The organism is Kribbella sp. NPDC003557, assembly GCF_040610805.1.
In the GTDB taxonomy this organism is placed as follows: Bacteria; Actinomycetota; Actinomycetes; order Propionibacteriales; family Kribbellaceae; genus Kribbella.
In genome coordinates this window covers 177,170-189,037 of record NZ_JBEXMY010000004.1, presented here as the reverse complement: position 1 = coordinate 189,037, position 11,868 = coordinate 177,170, and the positions used below count along the sequence as shown (strand labels likewise).

The window sequence follows — 11,868 nt, the reverse complement described above, 5'->3', positions numbered from 1 at the left end:
TGTCCCGATAAAGTCTGGACATGGACCTGCGCGCCCTGCCCGCCGCCGCCTCGTGGACGCACCGCGGCGCGCGGGCCGGATTCGAGGTGCTGTTCGCGGCCCCGGGCCGGTTGCGCGGCCGGACGGCGGCCCGCGAGGACGACTCGACCTGGTTCGTCGGGTACGACATCACGGTCGGCGCCGACTGGGCGACCGAGGCCGTGAAGGCGGTGAACTCGACGGTCACCGGTGATCACGAGGTCGTGCTGACCCGCTCCGCCGCGGACCGCTGGGTCGTGGACGGTGTCGCGCGGCCGGACCTTGACGGCTGCCGCGACGTCGACTTCGAGTCGTCGGCGGTCACGAACACGCTCCCGGTGCACCGGCTGCCGTTCGTCCCCGGCGCGGCCCTCGACGTACCGGCCGCGTTCGTCCGGGCCGACGACCTGACCGTCCTGCGGCTCGAGCAGCGGTACACGCTGACGAGCTCGGACGAGCAGCGTCACGTCTTCCACTACGAGTCCGCGACGTTCGACTTCGCGTGCGAGTTGGTCTTCGACGCGTCGGGGCTGGTGCTGGACTACCCGGGCATCGCGACCCGGGACCGCTAGCCCCAGATCGCCTCGCTGACGGCCGCGCCCAGGAACACGCTGCCGAGACCGGCCACGATGCTCGCGATGACGTTGGCGATCGCGAGGAACCGCGCCCGGTCCTCGGAGAGGCGGATGGTCTCGTAGGAGAACGTCGAGTACGTCGTCAGCGCGCCGCAGAACCCGGTGCCGACCAAGAGCTGGACGTCGTGGGGGAGCGCGGCCGCGGCGCCGGCCAGGAAACCCAGGACGAGCGATCCCAGCACGTTCACGCTGAACGTGCCCCACGGGAACAGCGAGTCGTGCCGGGCCTGGACCGCACGGTCGGCGACGTACCGCAGCGGCGCCCCGACCATGCCGCCCGCGATCACCAGCAGCAGCCGCGTCATCGGGTCCTCCGGACGATCAGCGCACGGGTCGCGGACACCGTTGCGCGGACCGCGAGCAGCGCACCGGCGATCGTCACCGCGAGATAGACCAGCGCGGTCCCGGCGTGACCGCCGGTGACGAGGCGCTGGATGTCGACTGCGTACGTCGAGAACGTGGTGAACCCGCCGAGGACGCCGGTGCCGAGGAACGGACGCAGCAGCCGCTGCCGGGTGAAGACGTCGGACACCAGCACCATCAGGATTCCGATCAGGGCACAGCCGACCACGTTGATGACCAGCGTGGCCACCGGGAAGCCGCCCGCCGGCGTCGGCCAGCCGAGCCCGACCAGGTACCGGGACGTGGCGCCGATCGCTCCGCCGACGGCGATGACGCCCAGGATCACCGGGTCGTGCGCGCGCCCCGCGCGGCCGTCGATCCGCAGGTCGACGTCGGGGTCGACGGGCCCCTTGGGCAAGGGGGTGACGGGGTGGTGCTCCACAGACAGTCCTCCTACCGGAATCGACCTCGCGGCACGGCGCCACGAGGTTCCTCAGGTAGGGACTGTTGGCCGCCGGACGGCGACAGTTGGAGCCGGCGAGCCCCACCGCCGGTCGAACTCGCACCAGCATACCGTCGCCGCTCAGCGGTCCACCGGCGGCGTCCCCCACGTGGACGGCATGGGAACGCCGTCCGCCAGGCGCGGGCGCTCGGGGGACGGCGTCGGGGAGATCGCTCAGCCGCCGTTGAGCACGTCGTACTTCGGGGCGATCCGGAAGTACTGCGGGTCGGAGAAGGTCAGCGGGACCTTGCCCAGGCTCTTGATCACGGTGCCGGTTCCGTTGGCGTGACCAACGGCGTACAGGTAACCGGACTTGGTGTCCCGGTCGATCCCGAGCAGCAGCGTGCCGGTCGCGCCGCACTTGGTCGCGATCAGCTGCTCGAAGCCCTGCCAGGTCGAGCTCCGGACGACCCGGCTGGTCGGGCCGGCGTTGTACTTCGTCGGCCAGGTGACCGTCACCAGCGAGCCGCCGCGCGTGTTGGCGAGGAACGTCTCCGAGGTGGCGGAGCGGCCGATCAGCGCGATGCCCTTGACGGTGCTGAGCCCGCCGGCGCCGCCGGTGCTGCGCCAGCCCGCGCCCTCGGAGATCCAGCGCAGCGTGATGCCGTCGGTGCGCTGGCCGTACAGCAGCGTGCGGGCCGGTTGCCCGGCGTTCGCGGGCTGCAGGACCGACTGCTCGATCCAGCGGTAGTTGGACCAGCCGCCGCCGATCCGCAGGTTGTTGTGCGGGTAGTGCGGGTCGAGCTGGCTCTGGCCGTCGACGACGAACGAGCTCGAGTACAGCGCGCCGGACATCACGGTGAGGCCGGACCGGGCCTCGCCGCTGGTGCCGACCGGCGTACCGGTGAACGTGCTGATCTTCTGTACCTGGTTGGCCGAGAACACCCCGGCCGTCCCGCGGACCCCGCCGATCGTGATCGGCGCGGTCGCGTTGATCATCCGGCTGGTGAACGCACCGGTCGACGTCACCGAGCCGAGCCGCAGCGCGCACGCCGCGGTCGTGGCCGTCGTGCTCTCCGCCGCGGCAGGCCTGGCCTGCGCCGACGGCACCATGGCCGCCCCGAGACCCATCGCGAGCACGCCGGCCGAAGCCAGACCTACGGTCTTACGAAACATCTGGATCGTCCTCCCCTGTACGCGGAGGCACCCCAGCCTCCGTCGTACCGCATTGGAGTCGGGCGGCGGGAGAAAAGTTCGACGCCGATGTGACGTCCGCTACAGCGGTGCGTACGCCCCGGTGGCGCTGCCTACTGGTAGACACGGGAGTACGCACGCGGAGTGGACTGGGGAAGCGGATTCGATGGTGATGGCCTGGCGGTTCGGCGCCGTCGACGTCGACGCCGTCATGACCGTGATCCGTGACCCGGCAACCTTCGCCGACTGGATGATCGCCGTACCGCCCGAGCTGCGCGCCGCGGCGAACTGGCCACAGGTCGGCAGTGTCATCGAGCGCGACGACGGCCGCGAGCCGCGCGCCCGCCACGCCCACAACCGGCAGCTGGTCGTCGCGGTCGTCGAGACCTGGCGACCCGATCACGAACTGGTGGTCCGGCTGCGCAGCGGGCTGGGCGGCTGGGTCCGGATCGCGGTGAACGTCCAGCCCCGGCCCGGCGGCGCACTGATCGAGGTCCGCGCCGACCCGCTCACCGCCACCGCCCGCCTACGCTTCACCGGCTCGTCCCGCGGCCGCGCCGAAGAACGCTGCGCCCAGGTCGCCGAACGCCTCATCCACCTCGCCACCACCGAAGAACCCGAGGACTAACAGCCCCGACAAGCCGTGAGGCGGTCGTGGGGTGTGCCCACGACCGCCTCAGCGTGCTGACTTTTGATCAGCCCTGGTTGTCAGGGATGTCGTCGTTCTGGCCGTCGAGGCCGTCGAGCTGGTCCTTGGCCACGCCGACGCCCTGGTCGATCTTGTCGCCGTACTGGCCGCCGGTCTCCTCGTCGACGAAGTCGCCGGCCTTGTCGAGGCCGTCGGACACCTTGTCGCCGTGGCCGTCGACCAGGTCGGCCGCCTTGTCCTTCAGGCCTTCGGCCGCGTCCTTGAGGTTGTCGAAAACGCCCATGTCCGTGTTCCCCGTTCAGTTTCCGTAGTTGCTGTTGTCGTTGCTGCCGCCGTCGTCCGCGTCGGACTGCCCGTAACCGCCGCCCGACTCCTCGCCCGAGCCGGAGCCGTAGTTGCTTCCCGACTCTTCGTTGGAGCCGTAGCTGTTGCCGGACTCTTCGCGTTGGCCGTGGTCGCCGCTGGATTCCCCTCCGCCGGAATCCCCGCCGAACTCGTTGCCCCGGTCACCGGATTCGTAGCTGTTGCCGGAATCCTCGCGACCGCCCTGCTCGCCGTACTCGCTGTCGTTGCCTTGCTCTTCGTACGGATTGCTCATGCGCTATCTCCCCGTGAGATATGAGTTTCCGACCGCCCGGTGCCGCACAAGCTGTCCGGCGGGGCGGTCGTGAGCCGGATGGCACCCGCCCTTTCCTACCGGAAGGTAGAAGGCCGCGCAAGCACTGCGCTGCCGTGTTCGGAGGGTGTTCACACTTCCTGCAGCACGCGCCGCAGCCGGTTCGTGGCACGGAACTGGAGTTGTTTGATCGCGCCGTCGGTGCGGTCCATCGCGGCGGCGGTCTCGCTGATCGACAGACCGGCGAAGAACCGCAGCAGCAGGCATTCACGCTGGTCGTCGGGCAGGTGGGTGAGCGCGCCGCGCAGCGACGCCTCACTCACCGACGCCAGCGCGGCCTGCTCCGGCCCGATGGCGTCGTCGACCTGCGGGTCGACCTCGTCGGTGACGATCGCCAGCCGGCTCCAGCCGGAGCGGTGATGGTCGATCACCACGTTCCGGGCGATGGTCACCAGCCAGGCCGCGAAGTTCAGCCGCGCCCGCGGCCGGCGCGCGATCGCACGGAACGCCCGCAGGAACGTCTCGCTGGTCAGATCCTCGGCCGCACTGCGCGACGAGGTCTTGGAGTAGGTGTACCGGTAGATCGACGGCAGGTACCGATCGTAGAGCCGCCCGAAGGCCGCTCCGTCGCCCGCTTGCGCGAGCCTGATCAGTTCGTCCTCGTCGTCGGAATCGTCGGAAGGTGTGGCGGTGTGTGCGGACATATGGATGGACATGTCTCGGTTACGCACCGCCCGGTGCGAAGTGGTTGATGGCCATGCGCTTCCTAAGCCCCGTTCTCAGTCAGCTACGCCGTGAACATCACGAAAAGGTTACCGAATGTCGCCCACCGTGTCACCACCTGTCCACACAGTCGCCGAAACACCTGCAAGATGGGCGCATGGATCTGTCTCTCGCCACGTCGTACGACGCCTCTCCGGAGGAGGTGTTCGCGATGATCACCGACATCACGTTCCAGGAGCAGGTGTTCGAGCGGCTCCAGGCGCGGTCGTACGACGTGGTGGTGGGAGACGACGGCGACGACCTGGCGGTGCAGTTCCACTGGCAGACGCAACTGTCCGACGTACCGGTCGTGGCCCGGCGGTTCGTCGGGAACACCTTGGAGCTGGAGCAGTCCAAGCTCTGGCACCGGGCCGGCATCGACGGCGCGCGACTGGCCGACGTCGACGGAGCGGTGACCGGCGTACCGGTGAAGCTCAGCGGCACGACGCGGATCATCCCGGAAGGCCGGGGGACCACGCAGGCCTTCGATCTGCACGTGACGGCTTCCGTCCCGGTCGTCGGTGCGCGCCTCGAGCAACTAGTTGCCGAGGCGGTCCGTCTCCGGCTGGAGAAGAAGTTCGAGGTCGCCTGGTCCTGGCTGTCGGGCTCACTCTGACGGCCAGTCCCACCCGGTGATCGCCGCGCGCATGAGCTGCGCCGCGGCGGACAGGTGCGCGTCGGCGTTCCACAGCAGGGTGAGCGTACGGCGGCACTCGGGATGCGCGACCGGAACGGCCGCGACCGGATAGCTGGGGATCGCGCGACGGGCGAACACCGGGTTGAAGCCGATGCCGAGACCGGACCGGATCAGTTCCTGGATCGCGGCCGCCTCGTCGCTCTCACAGACGATCCGCGGTGTCACGCCGGTCTCGGCGAACAGCCGGTCGAGCAGGCGGCGTTGCCACTGTCCCTTGCGGGCGATGACGAACGGCTCGTCGACCAGATCCGCCACCGACACCGACGCACGGCCGGCCAGCGGATGGTCGAGCGGCGTCACGACGAGCATGGCCTCGTCGAGCAGCACGGCCGACTCCAGGCCGGCGCCCGGCACCGGCTGCGACGCGACGCAGAAGTCGATGTCCTGGGCGCGCAGTCGTCGCGGCATGTCCACCGCGGACATCTGCTGAAGCTCGATCTCGATGGCCGGGTGCTCGCGCTTGAAGGTCGCGATCGGCTCGGTGAGCGCGAGGAAGGTCTCCGCCGCGAGCCGCACGCTGCCCGAGCCTTGTTCGGTCGCCTCCGCCACCGCGCGCCGACCGGCGTCGAGCTCGCCGAGCGCACGCTCGACGTACCCGCGGAACAAGGCGCCGGCCGGGTTCAGCCGGAGTCGGTTGGCCCGGTCGAACAGCGGCGTGCCGAGCTCGCTCTCCAGTCGCGCGATCGTGCGGCTTAGCGACGGCTGGGCGACGTGAAGCTCGTCGGCCGCGCGGCTGAGGTGTTCCAGGCGCGCGACGACCGCGAACTGGCGGAGCATGGTCAGGTCCATCATGACCCTTCCGTCATAACGAGATAGCGATATTGGTCTTGGACGCTCATAACGCGTGAATCATAGTGTCGCCGCATGGTCAGTGGTTGGGTTCTGCGCGGCCTGGTGAGCGCGCATCTGGTGGCGGTCTTCGGTCAGCCGGTGTTCGCCGGCGTCTACCTGAGCGGCGATTTCGACGGGCTGCGCCTGCATGCGGCCGGCGCGGACATCGTCACGTCGATCGGCTATCTGCAGGTGATCGCCGCGCTTGTCGTGTGGGTGCGGCTGCGGCAGGTCTGGCCGTTCGTCGCTTCGCTGGGAGTGGTGGCGGCCGAGACCATGCAGTACTTCGCGGGACAGGACGGCGCGCTGTGGTTGCACCTCCCGCTGGGCGTGCTGACGGTCGCCGCCGTCGTCGTGCTGTTCATCGCGGTCTGGCGGCAACCGGTCGTACGGCGGGAGGCCGCGCATGCGTGAGCGGATGAGTAGACGTCAGGTGCTGGGCATCGGCGGAGCGTTGGGACTGGTGGCAGCGGGCGGGTTGTCGAGCGCGGCCGCACTGTCGCGGCGGCCCGCGTCGACGGGAGCCGAGCTGCGGAGCGACGTACCGTTGCCGCCCGCCTTCCAGGTCCCGTTGCCGATCCCGCCGGTGCTGTCCGGCGCCGACCGGTACGAGATCGTGCAGCGCGAGGTCACCGCCGAGATCCTGCCCGGTGTGCCGACCAAGGTGTGGACGTACGGCGGCACGTTCCCCGGCCCGACGATCGAGTCGCGCCGGGGACACGCGATCACGGTTGCCCATCGCAACGAATTGCCGGTGCCGACCGTCGTCCACCTGCACGGCGGGCGGACGCCGGCGGCGTCCGACGGGTACCCGACCGACCTCGTGCTGCCGGCCGGATGGGGACACCTGAGCCACGGCATGCACGATCCGCGGGCGGTGACGAGCGATGTCACACGGGAGTACACCTTCCCGTTGGGCCAGCGGCCGACGATGCTCTGGTACCACGATCACCGGATGGACTTCACCGCGCCGGCGGTCTGGCGCGGCCTCGCCGGGATGCAGCTCGTCCGCGACGACGCCGAGGATTCGCTCGGCCTGCCGTCAGGTTCGCGCGAACTGCCGCTGATGATCGCGGACCGGGCCTTCGCGGCCGACGGTTCGTTGACGTATCCCTCGATCGATCCGTCGTTGATGACGCGGCCCGGCGTGGAAGAGCCTTATCTGGCAGGGGTTCTGGGCGATGTCGTCCTGGTGAACGGCGCACCCTGGCCGGTGCACGAGGTCGACGCGGCGCGCTACCGGCTGCGGATCCTGAACGCCTCGAACGCGCGACACTACGACCTCGAGGCGGTCCTCGACGACGGACGCCGGCTCGACCTCGTCCAGATCGGCGCCGACCAGGGCCTGCTCCACACCCCCGTGACGCATCGCAACCTGCCGATCGCCCCGGCCGAGCGGTACGACGTGATCCTCGACTTCGGCCGGATCCCTGTCGGCAGCCGGGTCCGCATCGTGAATCGCTCGGGCACCGGCCGGACCCGCGACGTGATGGCGTTCCACGTCGTACGGAAGGCCGCCGACCCGAGCCGGATCCCGGACGTGCTGTCCGACGACCTGCCGCAGTGGCAACGATCGGAGGCCGTGCGGGTGCGGGACTTCTCGTTCCGCGCCGGGCAGATGGGCGACGGCCACGGCTGGCTGATCGGCGGCAGGCCGTTCGCTCCGGACCGGACCGACGTCACCGCCCGGCTCGGCGACGTGGAGATCTGGCGGTTGGTTGCCGACGTCCACCATCCGGTGCACCTGCACCTGGTCGGCTTCCGGATCCTGTCACGCGGCGGCCGCGCACCGCTTCCGCACGATGCCGGGCTCAAGGACACGGTGTCGCTGCGCCCGGGGGAGTCCGCCGAGATCATCACCCGCTTCGACGGGTACCGCGGCCGCTACCTCTTCCACTGTCACAACGCCGAGCACGAGGACATGGGCATGATGGCCAACCTGGAGATCACCTGATCATTCGCGCCAGCCGGTGAGGTCGACCGCCTTGGCGGAGTCGACCCGGAACGCGAACCTGACGGTGGCCGTCGCACCGGGCCCGAGGTCCAGCTTCCAGGTGACGACGCCCAGGTCGGTGGTCTCGGCCGGTTCGGGCTCGGCGGTCAGGCGCTTGACGGTGATCTCGTGGTCGCGGGCGACCGGGAACTGGTCGAGGACCGTGATCCGGGCGGCCCGCGGGGTGTGGTTCTCGATCTTGGTCTCGTACTCGACCTGCCGTCGCCGCGTCGAGCCGAGGGTCGCCTTGGTCGCATCCCGCCGGACCAGCTTCCGCTCGACCCGGACGCGGTCGTCCAGGCCGAGCGCGAGTTCGACGTCCTCGCCGGGAGCCCACAGCGGCAGCGCGGCCGAGCCGACGAAATCCGCGTCGTGGAAGACCGCGGCCTTCCCGGCCGGGAGCGTGTGGGCGGACGAGTTCACCACGGTGGCGCGTAGGTGGACGTCGGTGGACCGCACCGGGGCCGTGATGTAGTCCAGCGCCGCGTCGAGCTCGATCGCGGCGATGGTCGCGCGGTGGGTCGCGCCGTCCGCGGGGACGGCGACCGGGCGCGGCGGGGTGTAACTGGCCGCCGTCACGCCCTGCTCGACGGCTGCTTGCTGCTCGACGAACGCCGGAGCGGCGGCCTGGAGGGTCTCAGCGAAGGCGTCCGTCCTCGCCATGCCGCGGCTCAGCGGGGCAGCAGCGACGGGCACCGGAGGATGAGAGCGGTCGAGGAACCACGGGTCGAGCTCGGGCACCTTCGCCGTCACGGTCGGCCGTGCCGTCGAGAGCGTCAGGTCGCACTCCGGCCAGTCCTCGCCGGTGGCCTGGGTGACCAGGCCGTACCAGTTGAGTGTCAGCTGATCGCCGCGGAGACGCACGTCGTACGAGCTGCTCCACCCGGCCGCGGGCACGACGTACGAGAGCTCGATCTCGACCTCTGCCTCGGACTCCGCCTCCAGCGTGACGGCCGCGGAACGCCGGTCGGGTACGCGTTGTTCGGAGAGCGCGGCGAGTCGCCGGCCGACCGCGGCGAGACGGTCCTCGACGTCCCGGCGCTGCACGGTCAGCTCCCGGCGCGTCGCCCGTACGGCGGCCAGCCGGCTCGCGAGCGACTCGGTGAACCCGCCGAGCTCGGCGGTCGCGTCACCCGACGCCAGCGTCCGCGCGAAACTTCCACCGGCCCGCTTGGCCAGCTGCGCAAGGAAGGTCTCGAGCTGGACCTGGACGTCGTCCGCGTCGGTCAGCGCGGCGATCTCGTCCTGCGCCTGACGCCGCTGCCGCTCGAGTTCGGCGACCGTCTCGTCCGGCGCCTGCGGGTGGTGCCGCGTCGCCACGTCCACCCCGAGCACGGTCGCCGGCCCACGCCCGGACACCCGCACCGAGTCGTCCTGCAGCAACAGCGGCAGCGGCTCGACGTACACGGTCTGATCCCCGGCCGGCACCACCACCCGCCCGCGCCGTGTGATCCGCGCCCGATCGGGATACACGGTCACCGCGACGATCGGCGCATGCACCACAAGTTCGCTCATGCGTTGACAGTAGCCGCGAGCAGTTCGAGTTGTCGGCGGTAATCATCGAGGCCGGCGGCGGCGAGCCTGCAGACGAGGTGCGTGGCGCCGGCGTCGACGTACGCCTGGAGGTATTCAACGACGTGGGACGGGGGGCCGGCGACGACGGCCTGGATCTGCCGGAGGTCTTCGAGGTCCATGCCGTAATTGGTGCGGGCATAGCCGGTGAGACGCGCCTCGCCCTCGGGCAGCGAGTCGGTGATCGCGACCGACACGAACAGCGCGGGCGTGACGGTGCGACCGGCCTGTTGCACGACCTTCAGGCCGGTGGCGTAGTCGTCGGCGCGTGGGGGATAGGGGAGCCAGCCGTCGTACAGCCGGCCGGTCCGTTCCAGTGCGGCCGGGGTCGATCCGCCGAGCCAGATCGGTGGTCCGCCCGTCGTGTGCGGCCGGATCGTCGGCGGTACGTCGTCCAGCTGCAGCACGTCGCCGTGGAACGTCACCGGCCCGTCCGCGCTCCACAGCCGCCGCCAGAGCGCGACGGTCTCGTCGAGCCGCGCGAACCTCCGCTCCCACGGAACCTCCGACAACCGATGCAGTGGTACGCCGAAGCGCCCGGGGAATCCCGCGCCGACGCCGACCACCAGCCGTCCGCCCGACAGCAGGTCGAGCGACGCCAGGCTGTGCGCCGCGTTCACCGGGCGCCGGGTGACCGGCATCAAGGTCGCCGTACCGACCGTCACGCGCTCGGTCACCGCGGCCGCCGCGGTCAAGGCCGTCAGCGCCTCGATCCGCGGCGTCAGCACCGAGTCGTTGGCCCACACCGAGTCGTACCCCAGCCGCTCGGCCTCGACCGCCAGCCGGACCACCTGCCGTGGGTCGTCGCCGGCGGTCCACTGCGCTCTCACCGTCGGCAGCAAGACGCCGACCTTCGCCTCCGAGTTCATGCCGCCGATCGTCGCGATCACCGGGCCGCCCGGACAATTCCCGCCCGGGAATCGGCGCTTTGGTTAGCGTTAAAACCGGTCGAGGCGCCCGAGGTCTTGACGATGCCGCTCGCGACTCAGTAGCTTGCAGGCAATCTTTTTAACGTTAATATCCCTGGGGTGCCGATGCAGCACACGAACCGTGGGCCGGTTCCGCACGGTCACGTCACGCTGGTGCAGGTCGCGCAGCGGGCGGGAGTGTCGGCACAGTCGGTGTCGAACGCGCTGAACAACCCCGACCGGGTGGCGCCGGAGACGCGGAAGCGGATCCTGGCCGCGGTCGAGGAGCTCGGGTACGAGCCGAACCTGTCCGCCCGGGCGCTGCGCAACCGGAGCTCGTCGCTGATCGCCTTCAAGATGCGGCCGTCCCGCCCGGACAAGGCGTCACTGCTGATGGACGACTTCCTGTACGTGCTCAACGCCGCCGCGGTCGAGGCCGGGTACCACCTCATCCTGTGCCACGCCGAGGACGGCCCGGCCGGCGAGATCAAGGCGTACCGGGAGCTGCTGAAGAAGACGTCCATCGACGCGTTCGTGCTGGCCGAGACGCATCACCACGACGACCGGGTCGCGGCGCTGCGTTCGTGGGGCGTGCCGTTCGCGTCGTTCGGCCGCTCCTGGGACGGCGACGAGAGCCTGGCCTGGGTCGACGTCGACGGCCGCGCCGGGACGCGGGCGGCGACCGAGCACGTGGCGGCCCAAGGGCACCGGCGGATCGGCCATATCGGCTGGGTCGCGGAGTCCGAGCTCGGCCAGGACCGCCGCGAAGGGTGGCTCGACGCCTGTCGCGACCGCGAGCTGGAGACCGACCTGCAGGCGGCGGTGGTCGACTCGCTCGAGGCCGGCCGGCAGGCCGCGCACCGGATGCTCGACGCGTCCCGTCCCGCGACCGCCCTGGTCTGCGGGTCCGACACGCTCGCGCTCGGCGTGATGCGCGCCCTGCACGAGCGCGGCCTGCGACCGGGAGCCGACGTCGCGATCACCGGGTACGACGACTCGCCGACCGCCGCCCTGGTCAGTCCCGGACTGACCACCCTGCGCCAACCGATCGACGAGGTCGGACGGCAACTGATCCAGGCCATCGACAACCTGATGGCCGGCGATCCCCGTGAGCCGCAGCACGTGCTGCTCGAGCCGGAGCTGGTGGTTCGCGGATCCAGCCTCCCCGGGCCCCGCACGTCCGCTGTGCCAACCTCCTGAAGGGACACA

15 protein-coding genes are annotated in these 11,868 nt (G+C 70.5%); 6 read left to right on the top strand and 9 right to left on the bottom strand.

The window, feature by feature from the left end:
* Window positions 1-20: 20 nt before the first annotated feature.
* Window positions 21-590, top strand: a complete 570-nt coding sequence (locus ABZW60_RS17495) for a putative glycolipid-binding domain-containing protein (RefSeq protein WP_355477916.1) — start codon at window positions 21-23, stop codon at window positions 588-590.
* Here ABZW60_RS17495 and crcB read toward each other — a convergent pair.
* The 3 genes from crcB to ABZW60_RS17480 all read right to left on the bottom strand — a co-directional run bounded on the left by crcB (window position 587) and on the right by ABZW60_RS17480 (window position 2,613).
* A complete protein-coding gene (crcB, locus tag ABZW60_RS17490; protein ID WP_355477914.1) occupies window positions 587-958 on the bottom strand; it encodes a fluoride efflux transporter CrcB in 372 nt (123 codons plus the stop codon). The genes ABZW60_RS17495 and crcB overlap by 4 nt on opposite strands.
* The gene (locus ABZW60_RS17485; protein ID WP_355477913.1) at window positions 955-1,437 is read right to left on the bottom strand and encodes a CrcB family protein; all 483 of its coding nucleotides are present in this window, start codon (window positions 1,435-1,437) and stop codon (window positions 955-957) included. The genes crcB and ABZW60_RS17485 overlap by 4 nt, the downstream gene beginning before the upstream one ends.
* A gap of 234 nt (window positions 1,438-1,671) precedes the next feature.
* Window positions 1,672-2,613: a hypothetical protein gene (locus ABZW60_RS17480; protein WP_355477911.1), complete on the bottom strand. Its 942-nt coding sequence runs from the start codon at window positions 2,611-2,613 to the stop codon at window positions 1,672-1,674.
* Window positions 2,614-2,797: 184 nt separating this feature from the next.
* Between ABZW60_RS17480 and ABZW60_RS17475 the strand changes: the two genes are divergently transcribed.
* On the top strand, window positions 2,798-3,259 hold the full coding sequence (locus ABZW60_RS17475) for a hypothetical protein (protein WP_355477909.1): 462 nt from the start codon (window positions 2,798-2,800) through the stop codon (window positions 3,257-3,259).
* A gap of 67 nt (window positions 3,260-3,326) precedes the next feature.
* On the opposite strand, the gene ABZW60_RS17470 is transcribed toward ABZW60_RS17475, so the two are convergent.
* The 3 genes from ABZW60_RS17470 to ABZW60_RS17460 form a co-directional block, all read right to left on the bottom strand.
* The gene (locus ABZW60_RS17470; RefSeq protein WP_355477907.1) at window positions 3,327-3,563 is read right to left on the bottom strand and encodes an antitoxin; all 237 of its coding nucleotides are present in this window, start codon (window positions 3,561-3,563) and stop codon (window positions 3,327-3,329) included.
* A gap of 15 nt (window positions 3,564-3,578) precedes the next feature.
* Entirely contained in the window at window positions 3,579-3,878 is a 300-nt protein-coding gene (locus ABZW60_RS17465; protein ID WP_355477906.1) for a hypothetical protein, read from the bottom strand.
* Window positions 3,879-4,027: 149 nt separating this feature from the next.
* The gene (locus ABZW60_RS17460) at window positions 4,028-4,600 is read right to left on the bottom strand and encodes a sigma-70 family RNA polymerase sigma factor (RefSeq protein WP_355477904.1); all 573 of its coding nucleotides are present in this window, start codon (window positions 4,598-4,600) and stop codon (window positions 4,028-4,030) included.
* Window positions 4,601-4,776: 176 nt separating this feature from the next.
* Between ABZW60_RS17460 and ABZW60_RS17455 the strand changes: the two genes are divergently transcribed.
* The gene (locus ABZW60_RS17455; protein WP_355477902.1) at window positions 4,777-5,274 is read left to right on the top strand and encodes a DUF2505 domain-containing protein; all 498 of its coding nucleotides are present in this window, start codon (window positions 4,777-4,779) and stop codon (window positions 5,272-5,274) included.
* On the opposite strand, the gene ABZW60_RS17450 is transcribed toward ABZW60_RS17455, so the two are convergent.
* Window positions 5,266-6,147, bottom strand: coding sequence for a LysR substrate-binding domain-containing protein (locus ABZW60_RS17450; protein WP_355477900.1), 882 nt, complete (start codon window positions 6,145-6,147; stop codon window positions 5,266-5,268). The genes ABZW60_RS17455 and ABZW60_RS17450 overlap by 9 nt on opposite strands.
* Window positions 6,148-6,219: 72 nt before the next feature.
* On the opposite strand from ABZW60_RS17450, the gene ABZW60_RS17445 reads away from it, so the two are divergent.
* Window positions 6,220-6,600: a hypothetical protein gene (locus ABZW60_RS17445; RefSeq protein ID WP_355477898.1), complete on the top strand. Its 381-nt coding sequence runs from the start codon at window positions 6,220-6,222 to the stop codon at window positions 6,598-6,600.
* A gap of 4 nt (window positions 6,601-6,604) precedes the next feature.
* Complete coding sequence (locus tag ABZW60_RS17440; protein ID WP_355477897.1) at window positions 6,605-8,140, top strand: multicopper oxidase family protein; 1,536 nt, start codon at window positions 6,605-6,607, stop codon at window positions 8,138-8,140.
* Here the strand turns inward: ABZW60_RS17440 and ABZW60_RS17435 are convergent, their stop codons facing one another.
* Together ABZW60_RS17435 and ABZW60_RS17430 are read right to left on the bottom strand one after the other, a co-directional pair.
* Window positions 8,141-9,694: a mucoidy inhibitor MuiA family protein gene (locus ABZW60_RS17435; protein ID WP_355477895.1), complete on the bottom strand. Its 1,554-nt coding sequence runs from the start codon at window positions 9,692-9,694 to the stop codon at window positions 8,141-8,143.
* Window positions 9,691-10,620, bottom strand: a complete 930-nt coding sequence (locus ABZW60_RS17430; protein ID WP_355477893.1) for an LLM class flavin-dependent oxidoreductase — start codon at window positions 10,618-10,620, stop codon at window positions 9,691-9,693. Before ABZW60_RS17430 ends, ABZW60_RS17435 begins: the two co-directional genes overlap by 4 nt.
* 165 nt (window positions 10,621-10,785) lie before the next feature.
* On the opposite strand from ABZW60_RS17430, the gene ABZW60_RS17425 reads away from it, so the two are divergent.
* On the top strand, window positions 10,786-11,859 hold the full coding sequence (locus ABZW60_RS17425; protein ID WP_355479048.1) for a LacI family DNA-binding transcriptional regulator: 1,074 nt from the start codon (window positions 10,786-10,788) through the stop codon (window positions 11,857-11,859).
* Window positions 11,860-11,868: the final 9 nt, after the last annotated feature.